The organism is Nakamurella alba, assembly GCF_009707545.1.
Taxonomy (GTDB): domain Bacteria; phylum Actinomycetota; class Actinomycetes; order Mycobacteriales; family Nakamurellaceae; genus Nakamurella; species Nakamurella alba.
Window position 1 is genome coordinate 129,806 of record NZ_WLYK01000012.1, and the last position, 20,436, is coordinate 150,241.

Here is a 20,436-nt window from a genome sequence, read left to right on the forward strand (position 1 = left end):
GCAGCACCGGTCAGCGCGGGTGGACCGCGATCTCCGTGGCCTTGACCGCCAGCACCACCGGCAGCCCGCTGACCAGTTCCAGCTCGGCGACCGCGGCCGGGGTGAGGTCGGCGGCGATCGATGCCGGCCCGCCCGAGGTGTCGACCCGCACCGTGCCGCCGACGGCCTGCACCGCCCGGACCACCGCGGGCCAGGCATTCCGCGGGCTGCCACCGGGCTGCTCCCGGTGCACGGCCACCGCCGACGGGGCGAACACGGCCACCACCGACTCCCCCGCCGCCACCGGCTCCGACGCGAGACCGCTGACCACGGAACCGTTCCCGGCCCGCACCTGCACCACCTCCCCGGATCCCACGGACTCCGACGCGGTGCCCTCGACCAGGTCCAGCCCGGCCAGCGCGGCCCCGAACACCGAGCGCGGCGCCTGCAGCACCCGCGCCACCGGGCCGCTGTCGGTCACCTCCCCGCGTTCCAGCACCACGGCGTCGTCGGCGAGCACGGCGGCGTCCAGCAGGTCGTGGGTGACCAGCACGGCGGTGGTGCCCTGCTCCCGCAGGTGGGTGCGCAGCACCTGGCGGACCTCCGGCGCGGTGGCGGCGTCCAGCGCGCCCAGTGGTTCGTCGAGCAGCAGCAGGTCCGGGCCGGCCGCCAGCGCCCGGGCCAGCGCCACCCGCTGGGCCTGGCCGCCGGAGAGCTGCCGCGGCTTGCGGCGCGCGAACTGCGCGAGACCGAGGACCTCGAGCCAGGTCTCGGCCTGTCGTCGGGCCTGCACCCGGCCGCGGCCCTGGGAGCGCGGGCCGAAGGCGATGTTCTCCAGCGCGGTCAGGTGCGGGAACAGCAGCGGCTGCTGACCCATCAGGCCGATCTGCCGCTGCTGCGGGGACACCGCCGCGGCCACCGACCCATCGGGGCGCACCTCGGTCAGCGTGCGGCCGGCCACCAGCACATGACCGCGGTCCGGCACCAGCAGCCCGGCGATCACCGAGAGCACGGTGGACTTGCCGGCGCCGTTCGGGCCCAGCAGGGCCAGGGTGCGGCCGGGTGCGACGTCGAGGGCGACGTCCACGGTGAAGGCGGAGCGGGCGACGGACATGCCCACCGACAGGCCGGCCCCGGCGACAGTGGTGGCGGTCATGTCGCGCTCCGGATCCGCCGCGGCTGCACCAGCGCCATGATCAGGATCGCCACCGCGACCAGCAGCAGGGAGAGCGCGATGGCGGTGTCCTGGTCCACCCCGGAGCCGTTGAACGCGGTGTAGATGGCCAGCGGCATGGTGCGGGTGACGCCGTCGGAATTGCCGGCGAACAGTGCGGTCGCGCCGAACTCGCCGAGGGCACGGGCGAAGCAGAGCACGGTGGCGGCCAGCAGGCCGGGGCCGACCAGCGGCAGCGTCACCCGGCGGAACACGGTCCAGTTGCCGGCGCCGAGGGTGGCGGCGACCGTCTCGTACCCGGTGCCGGCGGTGCGCAGCGCGCCCTCCAGCGACAGCACCAGGAACGGCAGAGCGACGAAGGCCTCGGCGATGACCACCGCGGTGGTGGTGAAGGCGATCTGGTAGTCGAACCAGAGGTCGAGGTACTTGCCGATCAGGCCGAGCCGGCCCAGCAGGTAGAGCAGGGCGATGCCGCCCACCATCGGCGGTAGCACCAATGGCAGGGTGACCATGGCCCGCAGCACCCGGATGATCCGGCCGTCCCGGCGGGCCAGCACCAGCGCCATCGGGATGCCCAGGATCAGGCAGACCACGGTCGCGGCGAGCGCCGTCTCCAGCGAGAGCCGCAGCGCCCGCAGCGCCGGGCCGGAGGTGATGGCGGAGGGCAGGGCCGGCCAGTCCGCCCGCACGAGCAGCGCCACCAGCGGCAGCAGCAGGAACAGCGCCCCGATGGTGGCCGGGATGTAGAGCACCCGCGGGACCTGCGAACGGGGGCGGCGCACCGCCCGGGTGATCCCGGGTGGTGCGTCGCCCCCGTCCGCGGGCTGCGGGGTGGTCAGCGGACCAACGGTCACGGAGCTCCGAAGCCGGCGTCGGCGAGCACCTGCTGGCCTTCGGCGCCGGTCACCATCGATACGAAAGCGGAAGCGGCCGCAGTGTTTCCAGCGTCCTCGGCCGCCGTCAGCACCCCGATCGGGTACTCGTTCACTGCGTCGGCGGCCTCCGGGAAGTCGACCCCGTCGACCCCGCCGTCGGACCCGGCGACGTCGGTCTTGTAGACCAGACCTGCGTCGGCGTCACCGGTCTCGACCTTGGTGAGCACCGCGGTGACGTTCTGCTCCTCGCTGACCGCGGTCACCGAGACCCCGGCGGCGTCGAGTGCCTTCTGGGCGGCGTTGCCGCACGGCACCTCGGGTGCGCAGAGCACGACCTTGAGGTCGGCAGCGGCCAGGCTCGCCAGGTCGGTGATGCCCTTCGGGTTGCCCGGCGCAACAGCGATCTGCAGCGTGTTGGTCGCGAAGTTCACCGGGTCGCCCACGATCAGGCTCTCGTCGGTGACCTTCTTCATGTTGTTCAGGTCGGCCGAGGCGAACACGTCGGCCTGCGCGCCGTTGATCAGCTGGGTGGCCAGCGTCGACGAGCCGTCGTAGGTGATCTCGGCGAACTCGACATCCGGGTGCGCGGCCATGAAGTCGGTCCGCAGCTGGTCGAAGGTCTTCTTCAGGGATGCCGCGGCGTAGACGGTCAGCGTGCCGGACAGGTCGTCCGGGGCGGCGCTGGTGGCCTCGGACGCGCTGGTCATCTCGGACGCACTGCTCGCGCTCGTCATGTCCGAGGCACCGGTGGCCGCGGAGGTGGTGGGGGCCGACGTGGTGGGCGGCGCTGTGGTGGGCGGCGTGGTGGAGCTCGCACTGTCGGAGGAGCTGCCGCAACCGGCGACCATGGCGACCGCCAGGGCGACGGCCAGGCCGCCCGCGGCACGGCGCCGCAGAGAGCTGGGGATCATGACTTGCCTCTCGGTGTCTCGACGATCACGGTGGTGGCCTTCACCACCGCGACGGCCAGGGAGCCGACCTGCAGGTCGAGCTCCCGGACTGCTTCGCTGCTCATCAGCGACACCACACGGTGTGGGCCGCACTGCATCTCGACCTGCGCCATCACCGTGTCCATGGTGATGGCGGTGACCAGGCCGACGAACCGGTTACGGGCGCTGCGGCCCACGCCGGACGGATCGTTCTCGGCGGGCGCGTGGTCCCGCGCGTACGCCGCAAGCTCGGCACCGTCGATGACCGCCGGGCCGTCACCGCGGCGGGCGGTCAGCACCCCGCCGTCGATCCAGCGCCGCATCGTGTCGTCGCTGACACCCAGCAGCTGGGCTGCCTCGGAAATCCGGAACTGCGTCATGATCCAGGATCATATGTCCGCATCTGCGGGAGCACGCACCCACTGCGGCCTGGTGTGACGCCGGTCGTACTGTGAGGTCATGACAATGAGGTTCGGACACTTCGTTCCGCAGGGCTGGCGACTCGACCTGGCCGGCATCGACCCGGCCGAGCACTGGCGCACCATGAGCGCGCTGGCACTGCGCGCCGACGCCGGCCCGTGGGAGTCGATCTGGGTCTACGACCACTTCCACACCGTGCCGGTGCCGACCGACGACGCGACGCACGAGGCCTGGACGCTGATGTCGGCGTTCGGCGCGATCACCCAGCGGGTGCGACTGGGACAGATGTGCACCTGCATGGCCTACCGGAACCCGGCCTACCTGGCGAAGGTGGCCGCCACCGTCGACCACGTCTCCGGCGGGCGGGTCGAGATGGGCATCGGCGCCGGCTGGTACGAGCACGAGTGGCGCGCCTACGGCTACGGCTTCCCGTCCGCCGGCGACCGACTGCGCGCACTGGACGAGGGCGTGCAGATCATGTCGCAGGCCTGGCGCACCGGATCGGCGACGCTGGACGGCCGCATCTACCAGGTGGACGGCGCGATCGTGCGGCCACTCCCGCTGCAGGAGAACGGCATCCCGCTGTGGATCGCCGGCGGCGGGGAGAAGGTGACACTGAAGATCGCGGCGAAGTACGCGCAGTACACCAACTTCGACGGTACCCCCGAGGGCTTCGCGCAGAAGTCGGAACTGCTGGCGGCGCACTGCGCCGACGTCGGCACCGACTACGGCGCCATCGTCCGGTCGGCCAACTACAACGTGCTGATCGGCCGGGACGAGAAGGAGGTCGAGGACCGCAAGGCCTGGATGGTCGACCACTACACGAAGGCGGCCGGCGCCGAGCAGGGCAGCACCATCGTCTCCCGCTACGGAAGCGGCCAAGCCGTCGGCACCGTCGAGCAGGTGATCGAGAACCTCACGAAGATGCAGGGTCTCGGTATGACCTACGCGATCCTGAACTTCCCGGAGCTGGCCTACGACACCTCCGGCATCGAACTCTTCGAGCAGCAGGTCATCCCGGCACTGGGCTGAGCGGGCGAATCCGCCGTGCCGGGTCTTCCCCGGCACGGCGGTGGCACGCCACGATGCCGGGATGGCAGCGGAACCCGCGGAGACCTACGACGACGATCCGGAGACGGCGGCCGCCGGCGCGGAACGGCTGAACTTCTTCTCCGACGCGGTGGTCGCCATCGCGATGACGCTGCTGGCACTGGAACTCCCGGTGCCGGAGGGCCGGACACCGGCCGAGTTCTGGACCGGGTTCGCCGAGAACTCCGGCGACTACCTGGCGTTCCTGCTCGGCTTCCTGGTGATCGCCCTGCACTGGCGCAACCACCACCGGATGATGGTCTACCTGCGGCGCAGCGACAGCACCCTGCGGCTGCTGGACCTGCTCTGGCTGCTGACCATCGTCCTCATGCCGTTCGCCACGAAGCTGCTCGCCGACGGTCCGCCGCCGGACGTCGAGGACTCGTCACGCGGCGCCCGGTTCGCGCTCTACGCGGCCCTGCAGGTGCTGTCCTACGTGCTGTTCGTACTGATGGTCCGGCAGATGTCGCGGCACGGCCTGGCCCGCGGCATGCCGCCGGGCCTGGTCACCGCGTCGGAGCGGTCGGTGCTGCTCATCGCCGGCGGCTTCGCGGTGTCGGTGCCCTTGTTCTTCGTCACGCACTGGGCGTGGATCTGCTGGGCGGTGGGCATCCTGCTTCAGGGGTTCTGGCTCCGGCTGACCCAACGCCGGCACCAGGTCCCGTAGGGACCGTCAGGGCACCAGCCGGGGCGCCGGGACCGGCTCGCCCCGGCCGAGAGGCCCGAGCACCGCGGCCATGTCGCGGTCCGGCGCCGGCTCGTCGGTGATCTCCACCTCCGCGATCCGGTCCAGCCGGAAGTGCCGGCCGTCCTCCCGGGTGCGGCACCAGCCGAGCAGGTAGCGGCGCCCTGACGCGGTGAGGATCCCGGACGGCTCGACGATGCGCTCGGTGGTGCGCCCCCGCCCGTCGGTGTGCAGGAAGGTGACCACCCGGCGGACCGCGATCGCCTCCTCCAGTGCCTCCAGCACGTCCTCGTCCACCTGCTGCCGCTCGGGTGCCGGGGCCGGCTTCCCGCCGAACAGCCGGACCACATTGCCGGGCAACACTTCCGGCTGCCGGGCCGGCGGTGCTGCCGGCCGGGACGCAGCGGATGGGGTGGCAGCGGGCCGGGTCACCGCCGGACGGCGGGGCTCCTCGTCGGCCGAGACGACCGCACCGGCCAGCTTGCGCAGCGCGCCGAGCACTGCCGGATCACGGCCGTCGGCGGTGGTCGGGACGGTCGCCAGCGCAGCCGTGATCGCCTCCACCTCGGCGAGGGAGAAGGCGATCGGGGGCAGGTCCGCGGGCATGTCCGGCAGCGTACGTCCGGCCGCCGACAGCCTCCGGGACCGACACGGTGCTACCCAGGGCTGCCCGGGCTCACCCGGCCGCGGCCAGCACGGCGCGGGCGGTCAGCACCCGCGCCAGGTGCTCGCGGTAGTCGGCGGCGGCGGAGGTGTCGTCGACCGGTGAGGTGCCCTGTGCCGCGGACTGCGCGGCGGCGCGCACTGCCTCCGCGGTGGCCGGCCCGCCGACCAGCGCCTGCTCGACCGCCGACGCCCGGATCGGCACCGCGCCCATGTTGGTCAGCCCGACCCTGGCGGCCCGGACGATGCCGCCCTCCACCTGCACGGCGGCCGCGACGGAGACGATGGACCAGGACTGCGCGACGCGGGTGAACTTCTCGTAGTGCGCGCCCCAGCCGGCGTAGGACGGGAAGGTCACCGCCACCAGGATCTCGTCCTCGGCGAGCGCGGTCGTGTAGTAGTCCTGGAAGAAGTCGGCCGCGGCCACCGTCCGCCGGCCCTGCGGCCCGGCGACGTCGAACTCCGCGTCCAGGGCGACCGCGACGGCGCCGAGATCACCGGCCGGGTCGGCGTGCGCCAGTGCCCCGCCCATGGTCCCCCGGTGCCGCACCTGCGGGTCGGCGACGGTCTGCTCGGTGTCGGACAGCAGCTTCAGGTGCTCGACCACCAGCGGGTCGTGCACCACCGAGTGGTGGGTGGCCATGGCGCCGATCCGGACGCGGTCGCCGTCCATCGAGATGCCCTGCAGCTCTGGCACCTTGCGAATGTCGACGAGGATGCCCGGGGCGGACATCCGCAGCCGCAGCACCGGGATCAGCGACTGCCCGCCGGCCAGGATCTTGCCGTCCTCCCCTGCCTCGGCCAGCGCGGTCAGCGCCTCGTCCAGCGTCGCCGGGGCGACGTAGTCGAAACCTGCGGGGATCATCGGGCGGACCCTTCCTCGTCGGCGGGGGCGGTGCGGGCACCGGTGGACAGTGCACCGGGGTCATCCGGCACGCCTTCGACCGGGATCTGTTCCGGAGCAGCGGCTCCGGAGACCGCCCGCCAGACACGCTCCGGGGTGCAGGGCATCTCGATGTCACTGACCCCGAGATGGCGTACGGCGTCCAGGATCGCATTGACCACGGCGGGGGTGGAGGCGATGGTGCCCGCCTCGCCGACACCCTTGACGCCCAACGGGTTCGTGGTCGCCGGGGTGACGGTCCGGCCGGTGGTGAACTCCGGCAGGTCGGCCGCCGACGGCACCAGGTAGTCGACGAAGGTGCCGGAGGTGAGCTGGCCGTCCTCGGTGTAGAGGGCCTCCTCGAACAGCGCCTGGGCGATGCCCTGGGCCAGGCCGCCGTGCACCTGCCCCTCGACGATCAGCGGGTTGATCACCTCGCCGATGTCGTCGACGCAGACGTAGGAACGGATGGTGACCCGGCCGGTCTCGGTGTCCACCTCGGTCGCGCACAGGTGGGTGCCGTGCGGGTAGGAGAAGTTGTCCGGGTCGACCACGGCATCGGAGTCCAGGGAGGCCTCCACCCCGTCCGGCAGGTTGTGCGCGGCGAAGGCGGCCCAGGCGATCTCGCCGATCTGCATGGACGTGTCGGTGCCGCGCACACTGAAAGTGCCCTTGTCGAACTCGATGTCGTCGACCGAGGCCTCCATCAGGTGCGCGGCCACCACCGTCGCCTTCTTGATCACCTTCTCCGCGGCCTTGACGATGGCCACCCCGCCGACCACCAGGGACCGGGAGCCGTAGGTGTCCATGCCCTTCGGCGCGGACTGGGTGTCGCCGTGGATCACCTCGACCAGGTCGAAGTCGACACCCAGCTGGTCGGCGACGATCTGCGACCAGGCGGTCTCGTGACCCTGCCCGTGGGCGGACGACCCGGTGATCACCTCGACCCCGCCGGTGGGCAGCATCCGGATCGACGCCGACTCCCAGCCGCCGGCGGCGTAGGACAGCGCACCGAGCACCCGCGACGGTGCCAGGCCGCACATCTCGGTGAAGGTGGAGATGCCGATGCCCAGCTGGACCGGGTCACCGGAGTCCCGGCGGCGCTGCTGCTCGGCGCGCAGCCCGGCGTAGTCGAACAGCTCCATGGCCTGCGCGGTGGCGGCCTCGTAGTTGCCGGAGTCGTAGGTGAGCCCGGCGACCGTGGTGAACGGGAACTCCTCGTGGGTGATCCAGTTCTTCTGCCGCAGCTCCATCGGCTCCATGCCGAGCTCGGCGGCCAGTTCGTCCATCATCCGCTCCACGCCGAAGGTGGCCTCCGGCCGCCCGGCGCCGCGGTAGGCGTCGGTCAGCGTCTTGTTGGTGAAGACGTTGGTGCAGGAGAAGCGGTAGGCGGGGATCTTGTAGATGGCGTTGAACATGAAGGCGCCGAGGATCGGCACACCGGGACCGACGGTGCCGAGGTAGGCACCCATGTCGGCGAGCAGCTCGACGTCGAAGGCGGTGACGGTGCCGTCCTTGCGGGCGGCCAGGGTGAGCTGCTGGATCTGGTCCCGGCCGTGGTGGGCCGAGATCAGCGACTCGGAACGGGTTTCCGTGTACTTGGCCGGCTTGTGCAGCTTCCGGGCCACCATGATGGTGATGACCTCCTCCGGCGTCAGCTGCAGCTTGCCGCCGAAGCCGCCGCCGACATCCGGTGCCACCACCCGCATCTTGTGTTCCGGGATGCCCTGGGAGAGCGCGAGCAGCACCTTGAGCACGTGCGGGATCTGGGTGGCCGACCAGATCGTCAGCTGTTCGGAGGTGGGGTCGACGACGGTGGAACGCGGCTCCATGAACGCCGGGATCAGCCGCTGCTGCCGGAAGGTGCGGCGGACGACCACCTGGTCCGGGTCGTTCTCGGCCGCGGCGATCGCCGCCTTCGCGTCCCCGCCGGTGCCGGCCTCACCCGAGTCGAAGGTCCAGACCGCGTTGCGGTTGGTGCCGAGATCGGGGTGCACCAGGCGGGCGCCGTCGGCCAGCGCGGCCGGCATGTCGGTGACGGCATCGACCGGGCTCCAGTCGATCTCGATCAGCTCGGCGGCGTCCACGGCAGCAGCCTTGGTGCGGGCGGCCACCACCGCGACGATCTCGCCGGCGTGCCGGACCTCGCCCACCGCGACCGGCAGCCGGGTCGGCGACTTCATGTCGGCGGTGATCGGCCAGGCGCACGGCAGGCCGCCCTGCTCCGGGAAGTCGGCCCCGGCCCAGACCCCGACCACCCCGTCCGCGGCCTTCGCCGCGGCCAGGTCGCCGACCTCGAAGGTGCCGGCCGCGATCGGCGAGCGCACCATCGCCAGGTGCACCATGCCGGGCAGTGACATGTTGTCGGTCCACCGGGTGCGCCCGGTGATCAGGTGCGCGTCCTCCTTGCGGCGGCGCTCCCGGCCGATCTCGGCCGACGCGCCCAGGGTGGCGGTCATGCCTGCGCCCCGGCCGGGTCCGGCACGTCGGCGATCGCGGCCGCGTTCATCCGCTGCGCGGCGTCGCCGACCGCGGCGACGATGTTCTGGTAGCCGGTGCAGCGACAGAGGTTGCCCTCCAGGCCTTCCCGGATCTCCGCCGGACTCGGGTTCGGGTTCTCCCGGAGCAGGCAGGTGGCCTGCATGATCATCCCGGGGGTGCAGTAGCCGCACTGCAGCGCGTGCTTCTCGTGGAAGGCCTGCTGCACCGGGTGCAGCTCCCCCGGCGCGCCGAGGCCCTCGATGGTGGTCACCTCGCTGCCGTCGGCCTGCACGGTGAGCACCGAGCAGGACTTCACGCTCGTCCCGTCCAGGTGCACGGTGCAGGCGCCGCAGTTGCTGGTGTCGCAGCCGATCACCGTCCCGACCTTGCCGAGGCGCTCGCGCAGGTACTGCACGAGCAGCAGTCGGGGCTCGACGTCGTCGGAGTACTGGACCCCGTCGACTCGCAGGGACACGGCCGTCATGGGCACTCCTCGGATCGGCGGCGAAGCGGCGTACAGCAGCGGATTCCCGGAGGGCGGCGTCCGGGTGACCGTGATCACAACAGTGCGCCCGCGACGGTGGGCCTGCAACCGGAACAGCGCATCGGTTCCCGCAGGTCAGTGGCTCCTTGTCGATGCCTTCCGCATGTGCGGAGATTGGATGGATCTGACACCGCAACTGCGTAATTCGGTGATCGACCGGACCCTCTCGCATCCGGCCACACAGCCTGCTAACATTTGTTTCGTCTTGCTAATTATCTGACCTGGCGGCAGTGGCGCCGCCCTGTGGAACGTCCGGGAGGTACCGGCCCGATGAGTGCTCATCCGTCCGCGCACGGCGATGTGAAGGCGCCGAGTCCGTTCAAGCAGCCGCGCGCGGTGTGGGCGGTGGCCTTCGCCTGCGTGGTGTCTTTCATGGGCATCGGCCTGGTCGACCCGATCCTGAAGAGCCTGGCCGGCCAGCTCGGTGCCTCCCCCGCCGACGTCCAGCTGCTGTTCACCAGCTACCTGGTGGTCACGGCGATCGCGATGCTGGTGACCGGCTGGATCTCCAGCCGGATCGGCGCCAAGCCGACGCTGATCACCGGCCTGGTGCTGATCGTGCTCTTCGCCGCTCTGGCCGGAGCGTCCGACAGCATCGGCGGCATCGTCGGTTTCCGGGCCGGGTGGGGCCTCGGGAACGCGCTCTTCATCGCCACCTCGCTGGCGGTCATCGTCGGCGCCGCGTCCGGTGGGTTCGCCGGCGCGATCGTGCTCTACGAGACCGCCCTGGGCATCGGTATCGCGCTCGGCCCGCTGGTCGGCGGCATCCTGGGCAACATCTCCTGGCGGGGACCGTTCTTCGGCGTCTCGGTGCTGATGGCGATCGCCATGGTGGCCACCATCGTGTTCCTGCCGAAGTTGCCGAAACCCACGCACAAGCAGAAGCTCTCGGAACCGCTGGCCGCGCTGAAGCACAAGAACCTGGCCATCACCAGCATCACCGGGCTGCTCTACAACTGGGGCTTCTTCACCCTGCTCGGCTACTCGCCGTTCCTGATGGGCATCGACAGCCCGATCCTGCTCGGCCTGGTGTTCGCCGGCTGGGGCATCCTGGTCGCCGTCTTCTCGGTGTTCGGTGCCCCGGCACTGCAGCGCCGCTTCGGCACCCCGCGCACCCTGTACGGCAACTTCGTGCTGATGGCGATCGACCTCGCGGTGATCGGCATCTTCCCGGACCAGCCGACGGTGGTGATCGTCGCGGTGATCGTGGCCGGCGCCTTCATCGGCATCAACAACACCCTGGTGACCACCGCGGTGATGAGCATCGCGCCGGTCGAACGTCCCGTCGCCTCCGCCACCTACGGCTTCGTCCGGTTCATCGGCGGTGGTCTGGCACCGTTCGTGGCGGGCATCCTCGCCGAGCACTTCAGCGCCCACATCCCCTTCCTGCTCGGCGCTCTCGCCGTGCTGGTGGCCGCGGTGGTGCTGAGCACCGTGCACAAGGGCCTGGACGCCGCCGACCGCGGCGAGATCGCCCAGCCGGAGAAGGACGAACTGGACCGGATCGAGGACGCCGACCCGCTGCCCGAGGCGATGACCGTCGGCAACGCGGACTGATCGGTCCGCCTTCAGGCGGTGCGGGCCGACCCCTTCCGGTTGACCGGGAGCGGGATCGGGGCGGCCACCGGCTCGCGGTGGATGGCGCCGGAGGTCTCGGTCAGCGGCCGGCCGCCGCCGTCCCAGCGGCGGGCGATGATCTCGGCGGCGATGGAGATCGCGGTCTCCTCCGGGGTGCGGGCGCCCAGGTCGAGACCGATCGGGCTGGACAGCCGGGCCAGGTCCGCCTCCGCCACCCCCGCCTCCTGCAGCCGCTGGATCCGGTCGTCGTGGGTGGCCCGGCTGCCCATCGCGCCGACGTAGGCGACGTCCAGCGGCAGCGCGAGCGCCAGCACCGGGACGTCGAACTTCGGGTCGTGGGTGAGCACGCAGATCACCGTGCGCGGATCGATCGCACCGGCATCGATCTGGGACTGCAGGTAGCGGTGCGGCCAGTCGACCACCACCTCGTCGGCGTCCGGGAAGCGGCGGCCGGTGGCGAACACCGGGCGGGCGTCGCACACCGTCACCCGGTAGCCGAGGAAGCTGCCCATCCGGGCGACCGCGGCGGCGAAGTCGATGGCGCCGAACACCAGCATCCGCGGGGCCGGGGCGAACGAGGAGACGAACACCTGCAGCCCCTCTCCCCGGCGCTGACCCTTCGGGCCGTAGGTCAGGGTGGCGGTGCGGCCGGCGGCGAGCAGCCCGCGGGCGTCGTCGGTGATCGCGTCGTCCGCCCGGGCCGAGCCGACCGAGCCGGCCGTCCGGTCCGGCCAGATCACCAGGTGCCGGCCGGCGCTCCCGGCCGGTCCCTCGATCACCGTGGCGAGTGCGACCGGCTCGTCCGCCCGGATGGAGTCGGCCAGCTCGCCGAACTCCGGGAAGGTGGTGCGCGACACCTGCTCGGTGAAGATGTCGATGATCCCGCCGCAGGTGAGCCCGACGGTGAAGGCGTCGTCGTCGGACACCCCGTAACGCTGCAGGCCGGCCGCCCCGTCGCCGTCGCGCAGCTGCGTGGCGCGCTCGTACACGGCGCCCTCGACGCAGCCGCCGGAGACGGACCCGACCGCGGTGCCGTCCGGGCCGACCAGCATGGCGGCGCCGGGCGGACGCGGCGCGGACCGGAAGGTGCCGACCACGGTGCCCACACCGACGGACTCGCCGGCCCGCCACCACTGCAGCAGGTCGTCCAGCACCTCACGCATCCCGGATCACCTCCAGCAGTTCCTCGAGTGTCGCCAGCGTGTGGCCGGCCAGGAAATGATCCAGGTACGGCAGCACGGCGACAATCCCAGTCTGCACCGGCGCGTACCCGTCCTTGCCCTTGTGAGGGTTCACCCACACCGTCGTCCGCGCCAGTCGGTGCAGCCGGTCGACCTGCTCGGCGAGGAGTTCCGGCCCGCCGCGCTCCCAGCCGTCGGAGAAGATCACCAGCACCGCGCCGCGGGCGGTGCCGCGGCGTCCCCACCGATCGGTGAAGGCGCGCAACACCTCTCCGAGCCGGGTGCCGCCGGAGTAGTCCGGGATCACCTCGGCCGCCGCGGCCAGCGCCTGGTCGGCATCGGCCCCGGACAGTGCCCGGGTGATCCGGGACAGCCGGGTGCCGATGGTGAACACCTCGACGGCCCGGGGCCGGCGGCGGACCAGCAGGTGTGCGAAACGCAACAGCGAGTCCGCGTACGGCGCCATGGATCCGGAGACGTCGACCAGCAGCACGATCCGGCGCGGGCGGGTGCGCCGGCGGTGCCGCAGCAGCGCCGCCGGTTCGCCGCCGGCCCGCAGCACCGCCCGCACGGTCCGGTGCGGATCGACCGGGCCGTGCCGGTGCGGCCGGCGGCGGGACGAGCGGCGGTCCGGCAGCCCCGGGCGCAGCAGGGCGAGCATGGCGGCCATCTCGGCCTTCTCGGCGGCGGTCAACCGGGCCAGGTCCTTGTGCCGCAGCACCTCGGCGTCCGCGGCCGCGGCCCGGACCGGCGGGGTGTCGGCGGTGCTGTCCTCGGTGCCGGCTCCGGTGGTGGTCGCCATCGTCATCGTCGTCCGCCGCACGGTGCCGGGCGGTCCGGTGCGTGCCGCCGCCACCGGGTCACCGCCGAACCAGGCCTCGAAAACGGCGTCGTAGAGGGGGATGTCGTCCGGGTGAGCGGTGAGGGTCGCCCGCCCGGCCCAGTACACCCCGTCCGGCCGGCCGGCGTCGACGAGATGGGTCGCGCGCAGGAAGGAGTCGGTCCGGTCCGGCCCGACCGCCAGCCCGGCCGCGGCCAGCGCCCGCGGGAACCCGGCCAGCGGGGCGAGCCGATCGGTCGTCACCGCGGTGTCGGTCATCGCGGGGCGGTCAGGAGGCGAGCAACGCGGCGAGGCCGGAGGCGGTGACCCGGGTGATGTCCTCCCGGTACTTGAGCACGGCCCCCAGGGTGGCCGCCGCGGTCTCCGGGTCGAGATCGGCGCAGCCCAGGGCGTGCAGGGCCCGGGCCCAGTCCAGCGACTCGGCCACGCCGGGCGGCTTGAGCAGGTCGGCCTCGCGCAGCCGGCCGACGGCCCGCGCCACCTGCGCGGCCAGCCCCGCCGCCACCTCCGGTGCGCGACGGCGCAGGATGTCGATCTCCCGCTGCAGCGACGGGTGCTCGACCCAGTGGTAGAGGCAGCGCCGCTTGAGCGCGTCGTGCACCTCGCGGGTCCGGTTGCTGGTGAGCACCACCAGCGGCGGCGTCTCGGCGGCCACCCGGCCGAATTCCGGGATGGTGACGGCGTTCTCGGACAGCACCTCGAGCAGGAACGCCTCGAACTCGTCGTCGGCCCGGTCCACCTCGTCGACCAGCAGCACCGCACCGGGGGTGCGCAGCGCCTGCAGCACCGGCCGGGCCAGCAGGAACCGCTCGGAGTACAGCTCGTTCTCCACACCATCCACCGGCCCGCCCGCCCGCAGCGCCCCGGCCGCCTCCAACGTGCGCAGGTGCAGGATCTGCCGCGGGAAGTCCCAGTCGTAGAGCGCCTGTGCCGCGTCGATGCCCTCGTAGCACTGCAACCGGATCAGCGGCACCCCGCGCACCTGGGCGAGGGCCTGGGCCAGTGCGGTCTTGCCGACGCCGGCCTCCCCCTCCAGCAGCACCGGCCGCCCCATCGCACCGGCCAGGAAGGCGACGGTGGCGATGCCGTCGTCGGCCAGGTAACCGACCGAGTCCAGCGCGGCCGCCAGCTCGGCAGGGGTCGTCGGGGTGCTCACCGCGCACCGGGCCGCATCATGTGACCAGTGTGAACCACACCCCGCGGCAGCGTGGACAGCGCCGTGACCGCGGACGAACGGCACCGCGGACCTCGGCACCGGGATCACTGGCACACGGTCGGACCAGCCGGTCCGGTTACCCTGGGGGCATGTCGACGGTCGCCCTGGGCCTGCCCCGGCCCGGGGTGCGCCCGGGCCGGGCCGGCGACGTCTCCGCAGTTGCGGACCCGTCCCGCCCGGCATCCCCGTATCTGCTGGACCGGTTCGGCAGGCGCGCTCGCGATCTGCGGGTCTCGCTCACCGACCGGTGCAACCTGCGCTGCACCTACTGCATGCCGGCCGAGGGCCTGGACTGGATGCCGCAGGACCAGGTGCTGTCCGACGACGAGCTGCTGCGGCTGATGCGGGTGGCGGTGGAACGGCTCGGCGTCGAGGAGATCCGGTTCACCGGCGGTGAGCCGCTGCTGCGCAAGGGCATCGTCGACCTGGTCCGGGAGACCGCGCTGCTGCGGCCGCGCCCGGAGATCTCGCTGACCACCAACGGCATCGGGTTCGCCCGCCGGGCCGCCGACTTCGCCGACGCCGGACTCGACCGGATCAACATCTCCCTGGACACCCTGCGATCGGACACCTTCACCACGCTCACCCGGCGGCCCCGGCACGCCGACGTGCTGGCCGCGCTGGCCGCCGCCACCGAGGCGGGCCTGCGGCCGGTGAAGATCAACGCGGTGCTGCTGCGCGGGGTCAACGACCACGAGGCCGTCGATCTGTTGGCCTTCGCGCTGGAGCACGGCTACCACCTGCGGTTCATCGAGCAGATGCCGCTGGACGCCGGGCACTCCTGGCAGCGCTCGTCGATGATCACCGCCGACGAGATCCAGCAGCGGCTGCAGGAGCGCTTCGAATTGCTGCCGCATCCCGCCCCGCGGGACGGCGCTCCGGCCGAGCTCTTCGACGTCGCCGGGTACTCGACCGACGGTGCCCCGGCGACCGTGGGCATCATCGCCTCGGTGACTCGCCCGTTCTGCGGCGACTGCGACCGCACCCGGCTCACCGCCGACGGCCAGATCCGCAACTGCCTGTTCGCCCGGTCGGAGACCGACCTGCGGGCCGCGCTGCGGTCCGGTGCCGATGACGAGCAGCTGGCCGACCTCTGGCGGGGCGCGATGTGGTCCAAGCTGCCCGGCCACGGCATCGACGACCCGTCCTTCCTGCAGCCCGACCGGCCGATGAGCGCGATCGGTGGCTGACCCCGCTGATCCCGCGGTCCTGATCCGGTACTTCGCCGCGGCCCGGGCCGCCACCGGCACCGAGCAGGAATGGGTCTCGCCGGTCCCGGCCACCCTGGACGACCTGCTGACGATCGCGGTCGGCCGGCACGGCGCCGCGCTGCAGCGGGTGCTGCCGCGCTGCAGCTACCTGCTCGACGAGATCGCCGTGCACGACACCGGTGTGGCCCTGGTCGCCGGTGCGGCTGTCGACGTGCTGCCGCCCTTCGCCGGCGGCTGAGCGATCAGGCCGGTAGGTCCGGACGGGCGATGGCCGTTCTCCCGCAGTTGGGCCGACGGTGTATCAACGGTGTCGCGGGCGTCCTCGTCCTGGGTGTGCGGAACGGCCGGTCGCGCCGGACCGTGCACAAGCGCCGCGCGCGGAAGGCGTGTCCGACTGTTGCCACCTGCGACGGGAGGGCTACCGTTTCGCGCAGGTGTTGCACACCGTCACCGTGAGCGCACTCCACGCTCGCACCGACCAGGAGGTCCTCGTGTCCCAGCCCCCCGGCGGCTATCCGCCGCCCCCCGAGCAGCCCCCGTCCGGTGGCTACCCGGGCGGGTTCCCCCCGCCGCCTCCGGCCGGACCGCCTCCGGGCGGGGCTCCCGGTGGCTACCCGCCGCCGCCCGCGGGCGGTTACCCGCCGCCGCCGGCACCCGGTGCCTACCCGCCGCCCGCGGCCCCGCCACCGGCCGGCCCGCCGCCGGGTGCCTACGCCCCTCCCGGGCAGCAGCAGCCCCCGCCGCCCGGATACGGTGCGCCCGGCGCCTACCCGCCGCCCGCCCAGGGCGGCTACGGCCCGCCGCCCCCCGGCTACGCGCCGCAGGGTCCCGGCTCCGGGGCACCGTCCTTCGACCCGTCCAAGGTGTCGATCGCAGGATGGGGTGTGATGGGTGCGGCGCTGCTGACCCTGATCGCCAGCTTCTTCAGCTTCTGGTCCGTGTCGTACGCCGCTGTCTACATCGGGTACGGCTTCGGTCTCAGCGGCTGGTCGCTGTGGTGGTGGATCCCGGTGCTGATCGCGCTGGCGGTCGGCGTGGCCTACGCGCTCACCCTGTTCGGGGTACTCAAGCCCGGCCAGGTCAAGCCGGAATGGCTGGTCTACGGCGCGGCCGGCTCGTTCGTGCTGATGATCATCGTGCTGATCCACACCTTCGCCTACAACGGTCCGTTCGGCGCTTACTCGGACGGGAGCACCGGCCCGAGTTTCGGTGTCTGGTTCGCGCTGATCACCACCCTGGCACTGACCTACTTCACCGCGCTCGCCGCGCAGAGCGCCGGCGCCCGGCTGCCGATCAAGGTGCCCGGACCGGCCTGATCCGCACCTCGCAGCGCTCCTGACAGGGCCGCGACCACCTCGGTGGTCGCGGCCCTGTCGCGTCGGAGGATGATCGCGGGATGACCGGCAGCCCGATCGCACAGGCCGCGGCGCTCTTCGACGGCGACCCCGGCTACCTCAACACCTCCTCCTACGGGCTGCCGCCCCGCCCGGCGTTCGAGGCGATGCTCGCCGCACAGCAGGACTGGCAACGCGGGCGCACCAGCTGGGAGGGCTGGGCTGCCTCGGTCGACGACTCCCGGGCCGCGTTCGGCCGGTTGATCGGGGTGCCGCCGGAGCGGATCGCCACCGGATCCGCGGTGTCGCAGCTGCTCGCGCCCGTCGCCGCGGCGGTGCCCGACGGCGGCACGGTGCTGGTGCCGGACGTCGAGTTCACCTCTGCCGTCTTCCCTTTCGCCGTGCACGAGGGCCGCGGGGTGAGCGTCCGCACGGCGCCGCTGGACGGTTTCCTGGATGCGATCGTCCCCGGCGTCGACCTGGTCTCGTTCTCCGCCGTCCAGTCCGCCGGCGGCGAGGTGGCCGACATCCCGGCGATCGCCGCGCGCTGCCGGGAGGTGGGTGCCCTGGTCGTGCTGGACGCCACCCAGGCGGCGTCATGGCTCGACCTGCACCCGGACCTGGTCGACGTCGGCGTCTGCGGTTGCTACAAGTGGCTGTGCAGCCCGCGCGGCACCGCGTTCCTCTGGACCGGCGCCGGGGTCGGCGACCACCGGGCCGACATCACCGACCGGATGCTGCCACTGGCCGCCGGCTGGTTCGCCGGGGCCGACGTGCACTCCTCCTACTACGGGATGCCGCTGCGGCTCTCGACCGACGTCCGGCGTTTTGACATCTCCCCGGCCTGGCATGCCTGGGTGGGCGCGGCACCCGCCCTGGACCTGCTCGCCGACCTCGGCCATGAAGCCATCGGCGAGCACGACATCGCCTTGGCCCAGCTGTTTCTCGACCGGTTGGGTATCAACCGGACCACGGATTCGGCGATCGTCAGCGTCCCCGCGGACGAGGCCGCACTCCGGCGCCTGGTGGACGCCGGAGTGCGGTTCGGGGTGCGGGCCGGTCAGGCCCGGTTCGGGTTCCACCTGTACACGACCGCGTCGGACGTGCAGCTGGCGGTGGCCGCCCTGACCGGTGGTCCTACGCCGTGACCTTGCGCATCGTGGTGTAGCCGCCGGCCACCAGCAACAGACCGAGCAGTGCCGAGAAGCCGGTGATGGCAAGGATGTCGGTGTTGACGAAGAACCGCCCCACCTCCGGCCACCAGCCGCGGACCGAGACCAGCACCGCCGCAGCCAGGACCACCAGCACCAGCGACGCGGTGAACACCACCACGCCCACCATCTTCCAGCGCGCCCAGATCAGGCCGGCCCACAGGCCGAACAGGAAGGCCAGCACGAGGAACACCACGGTGGTGATCAGCACCTGGTAGAGCGGGCCGTCGGTGAACCCGGGGATGCGGAAGAAGTGGATGTTGCGACCCCAGCCGCCGGTGATGCCCTCGAGCCAGGTGCAGAAGGTCAGCAGCAGGCCGTGCCCCACCGAGAGGATGACCATGGTGAGAGCTGTTCCGGCGTAGTACTTCTTCCTGGTCAGGCCCAGCGCCATGCCGAAGGGCAGGAACTTGCCCACCGCCTGGGCACCGAGCACGACCATGAAGAAGTAGATGGTCGCCAGGGCCCCGGTGTAGTAGTTGGCATCCGGGTTCGGCGGCACCAGCGTGAAGATCACGAAGTTGACCGCGAAGATGAAGGTGAGCACGCCCCAGGTCAGCCAGGTCAGCGAGTACCGGTCGATCAGGTGCAGCCGGACGATCGAGAACGGGTTCACCCCGGGCATTCTCGCGCCCCGGAGGGCCCCTGCTGTCGCTGTGGTCATGCCGGCACCGCCTTCGTCTCGTCCCCTGCCACACCTGTCCCCGCGCCGCCCTCGGCCCCGGTCCCGGATGCCCGGACCACCAACTGCTGCAACGAGACCGGCTCGATCACGAGATCCGCTGCCCTGGAACGGTTGCGATCCTCCCGGTCGAACGGACCGAGCACCATCACCTTGCTGCGCCCGCCCAGATCCTGTCGGTGCAGCACCTTCCGGCGCCCGACGACGTCGGCGACCGCCGCGGTCGGGCCGCTCACCGTGACCGCCCGTTCGCGCAGGTCGTCGGCGGAGCCGGCCAGCACCAGCCGTCCGTGGTCGATGACCAGCACGTCCTCCAACAGGTCACCGACCTCGTCGATCAGATGGGTGGACAGCACGACGGTGCGCGGATGCTCGGCATAGTCCGCCAGCAACCGGTCGTAGAACGTCTGCCGCGCCACGGCATCCAGCCCGAGGTAGGGTTCGTCGAACACCGTGAGTTCGGCCCGGGAGGCCAGGCCCAGCACGATCCCGACGGCCGACATCATGCCGCGGCTGAACTTCTTCACCGGCCGGTTCAGCGGCAGCTGGAAGTCGTCCACCAGCTGCGCGGCGAAGTCGGCGTCCCAGTGCGGGTGGAACCAGGACCCGGCCTCCAGCACCCTCTTGAACTTGATGTCCGGGTAGATCTGGCCCTCCCGCACCACCGACATCCGGCGCAGTACCCGCTCGTTCTCGGTCGGGTCCTCGCCGAACACCGACACCCGCCCGGACGTCCGGAACTCGTGCCCGGCCAGGATGCGCATCAGCGTGGTCTTGCCGGCGCCGTTCCGGCCGAGCAGCCCGGTGATGGTGTGCTCGCGGACCGACAGCGAGATGTCGTCGAGTGCGGTGATGCCACGGTAGCGGCGGGTCAGGTGTTCGATCTCGACCACGGCCATGACGTCCTCCTTCTCCGTTGTGGAGTCCCCCGGCCGGCGGAACGCCCGCTCCCGGTGGAACTCTCGATCAGGTCCTGTGCAGTGGTGTCACATACCGTTCCGGCGTCGCCGGTCGGTGTCCTCGATCAGTGCGGACAGCTCCGCCGTCCCCATGCCCAGCCGGTCGGCCTCGGTCAGCAACGGCACGATGTAGGCGTCGGCGAACTGCTCTCGCCGACCCTGCAGCAGCCGCTCCCGCGCCCCGTCGACGACGAACATGCCGACGCCGCGGCGCTTCTCGAGCAGACCCTGGTCGACCAGGAGGTTGATCCCCTTGGCCGCCGTGGCGGGGTTGATGCGGTGGAACGAGGCGAACTCGTTGGACGACGGCACCCGGGCACCCTCGGCGAGGCTGCCCGACACGATGTCCGCCGACAACTGCTGGGCGATCTGCACGAACAAGGGCGTCCCCTCGTCCAGCATGGCACCTCCCGGTCCGTCGGTTCATTACTCGACTAATGTACCCACGAACCGCGGCAACTCGCAACCCTTCCCGGAAACGGCGACGGCCCGGTCCCCCTG

The 20,436-nt window shown here is 72.0% G+C and carries 21 protein-coding genes; 7 read left to right on the forward strand and 14 right to left on the reverse strand.

Annotation, left to right across the window (positions count from 1 at the left end; genetic code table 11):
• Positions 1-10: 10 nt before the first annotated feature.
• The 4 genes from GIS00_RS23940 to GIS00_RS23955 form a co-directional block, all read right to left on the reverse strand.
• Positions 11-1,135 carry a sulfate/molybdate ABC transporter ATP-binding protein gene (locus GIS00_RS23940; RefSeq protein ID WP_230314072.1) on the reverse strand — a complete coding sequence of 375 codons (1,125 nt, stop codon included), beginning with the start codon at positions 1,133-1,135 and terminating at the stop codon, positions 11-13.
• Positions 1,132-1,935, reverse strand: a complete 804-nt coding sequence (locus GIS00_RS23945; RefSeq protein ID WP_407666920.1) for an ABC transporter permease — start codon at positions 1,933-1,935, stop codon at positions 1,132-1,134. Before GIS00_RS23945 ends, GIS00_RS23940 begins: the two co-directional genes overlap by 4 nt.
• Positions 1,936-2,003: 68 nt before the next feature.
• Positions 2,004-2,939 carry a molybdate ABC transporter substrate-binding protein gene (gene modA / locus GIS00_RS23950; RefSeq protein WP_154770986.1) on the reverse strand — a complete coding sequence of 312 codons (936 nt, stop codon included), beginning with the start codon at positions 2,937-2,939 and terminating at the stop codon, positions 2,004-2,006.
• Positions 2,936-3,337 carry a TOBE domain-containing protein gene (locus GIS00_RS23955; protein WP_154770987.1) on the reverse strand — a complete coding sequence of 134 codons (402 nt, stop codon included), beginning with the start codon at positions 3,335-3,337 and terminating at the stop codon, positions 2,936-2,938. Before GIS00_RS23955 ends, modA begins: the two co-directional genes overlap by 4 nt.
• Positions 3,338-3,422: 85 nt before the next feature.
• Here GIS00_RS23955 and GIS00_RS23960 point away from each other — a divergent pair, with 85 nt between their 5' ends.
• Both GIS00_RS23960 and GIS00_RS23965 read left to right on the forward strand, forming a co-directional pair.
• Positions 3,423-4,409, forward strand: a complete 987-nt coding sequence (locus GIS00_RS23960) for an LLM class F420-dependent oxidoreductase (protein ID WP_154771025.1) — start codon at positions 3,423-3,425, stop codon at positions 4,407-4,409.
• Between the two features lie 61 nt (positions 4,410-4,470).
• The gene (locus tag GIS00_RS23965; RefSeq protein WP_154770988.1) at positions 4,471-5,133 is read left to right on the forward strand and encodes a TMEM175 family protein; all 663 of its coding nucleotides are present in this window, start codon (positions 4,471-4,473) and stop codon (positions 5,131-5,133) included.
• 6 nt (positions 5,134-5,139) lie between these two features.
• On the opposite strand, the gene GIS00_RS23970 is transcribed toward GIS00_RS23965, so the two are convergent.
• From GIS00_RS23970 to GIS00_RS23985, 4 genes are all read right to left on the reverse strand, one after another.
• Positions 5,140-5,757, reverse strand: a complete 618-nt coding sequence (locus tag GIS00_RS23970; RefSeq protein ID WP_154770989.1) for a helix-turn-helix transcriptional regulator — start codon at positions 5,755-5,757, stop codon at positions 5,140-5,142.
• A gap of 70 nt (positions 5,758-5,827) precedes the next feature.
• Positions 5,828-6,679: an FAD binding domain-containing protein gene (locus tag GIS00_RS23975; protein ID WP_154770990.1), complete on the reverse strand. Its 852-nt coding sequence runs from the start codon at positions 6,677-6,679 to the stop codon at positions 5,828-5,830.
• Positions 6,676-9,156 (reverse strand): xanthine dehydrogenase family protein molybdopterin-binding subunit, encoded by a 2,481-nt coding sequence (locus GIS00_RS23980; RefSeq protein ID WP_154770991.1) that lies wholly within the window; start codon positions 9,154-9,156, stop codon positions 6,676-6,678. Before GIS00_RS23980 ends, GIS00_RS23975 begins: the two co-directional genes overlap by 4 nt.
• Positions 9,153-9,662, reverse strand: coding sequence for a (2Fe-2S)-binding protein (locus GIS00_RS23985; protein ID WP_154770992.1), 510 nt, complete (start codon positions 9,660-9,662; stop codon positions 9,153-9,155). The genes GIS00_RS23980 and GIS00_RS23985 overlap by 4 nt, the downstream gene beginning before the upstream one ends.
• Positions 9,663-9,992: 330 nt before the next feature.
• Between GIS00_RS23985 and GIS00_RS23990 the strand changes: the two genes are divergently transcribed.
• Positions 9,993-11,279: an MFS transporter gene (locus GIS00_RS23990; RefSeq protein WP_154770993.1), complete on the forward strand. Its 1,287-nt coding sequence runs from the start codon at positions 9,993-9,995 to the stop codon at positions 11,277-11,279.
• Positions 11,280-11,290: 11 nt separating this feature from the next.
• On the opposite strand, the gene GIS00_RS23995 is transcribed toward GIS00_RS23990, so the two are convergent.
• The 3 genes from GIS00_RS23995 to GIS00_RS24005 are packed head-to-tail and all read right to left on the reverse strand — an operon-like array spanning position 11,291 to position 14,478.
• A complete protein-coding gene (locus GIS00_RS23995) occupies positions 11,291-12,463 on the reverse strand; it encodes an XdhC family protein (RefSeq protein ID WP_154770994.1) in 1,173 nt (390 codons plus the stop codon).
• Positions 12,456-13,580: a vWA domain-containing protein gene (locus GIS00_RS24000; RefSeq protein WP_154770995.1), complete on the reverse strand. Its 1,125-nt coding sequence runs from the start codon at positions 13,578-13,580 to the stop codon at positions 12,456-12,458. Before GIS00_RS24000 ends, GIS00_RS23995 begins: the two co-directional genes overlap by 8 nt.
• A gap of 10 nt (positions 13,581-13,590) precedes the next feature.
• Entirely contained in the window at positions 13,591-14,478 is an 888-nt protein-coding gene (locus tag GIS00_RS24005; protein ID WP_322098378.1) for an AAA family ATPase, read from the reverse strand.
• 149 nt (positions 14,479-14,627) lie between these two features.
• Here GIS00_RS24005 and moaA point away from each other — a divergent pair, with 149 nt between their 5' ends.
• The 4 genes from moaA (at position 14,628) to GIS00_RS24025 (ending at position 18,231) form a co-directional block, all read left to right on the forward strand.
• Positions 14,628-15,728 (forward strand): GTP 3',8-cyclase MoaA, encoded by a 1,101-nt coding sequence (moaA, locus tag GIS00_RS24010; protein WP_154770997.1) that lies wholly within the window; start codon positions 14,628-14,630, stop codon positions 15,726-15,728.
• Positions 15,721-15,987: a MoaD/ThiS family protein gene (locus GIS00_RS24015; protein ID WP_322098379.1), complete on the forward strand. Its 267-nt coding sequence runs from the start codon at positions 15,721-15,723 to the stop codon at positions 15,985-15,987. The genes moaA and GIS00_RS24015 overlap by 8 nt, the downstream gene beginning before the upstream one ends.
• 253 nt (positions 15,988-16,240) lie before the next feature.
• The gene (locus GIS00_RS27040) at positions 16,241-17,065 is read left to right on the forward strand and encodes a hypothetical protein (RefSeq protein ID WP_196073431.1); all 825 of its coding nucleotides are present in this window, start codon (positions 16,241-16,243) and stop codon (positions 17,063-17,065) included.
• Positions 17,066-17,145: 80 nt separating this feature from the next.
• Complete coding sequence (locus tag GIS00_RS24025) at positions 17,146-18,231, forward strand: aminotransferase class V-fold PLP-dependent enzyme (protein ID WP_154770998.1); 1,086 nt, start codon at positions 17,146-17,148, stop codon at positions 18,229-18,231.
• Here GIS00_RS24025 and GIS00_RS24030 read toward each other — a convergent pair.
• From GIS00_RS24030 to GIS00_RS24040, 3 genes are all read right to left on the reverse strand, one after another.
• Positions 18,221-18,910, reverse strand: a complete 690-nt coding sequence (locus GIS00_RS24030) for an ABC transporter permease (RefSeq protein ID WP_154770999.1) — start codon at positions 18,908-18,910, stop codon at positions 18,221-18,223. The genes GIS00_RS24025 and GIS00_RS24030 overlap by 11 nt on opposite strands.
• A gap of 44 nt (positions 18,911-18,954) precedes the next feature.
• Positions 18,955-19,875 carry an ABC transporter ATP-binding protein gene (locus GIS00_RS24035; RefSeq protein WP_154771000.1) on the reverse strand — a complete coding sequence of 307 codons (921 nt, stop codon included), beginning with the start codon at positions 19,873-19,875 and terminating at the stop codon, positions 18,955-18,957.
• Between the two features lie 87 nt (positions 19,876-19,962).
• Positions 19,963-20,337, reverse strand: coding sequence for a GntR family transcriptional regulator (locus GIS00_RS24040; protein ID WP_154771001.1), 375 nt, complete (start codon positions 20,335-20,337; stop codon positions 19,963-19,965).
• Positions 20,338-20,436: the final 99 nt, after the last annotated feature.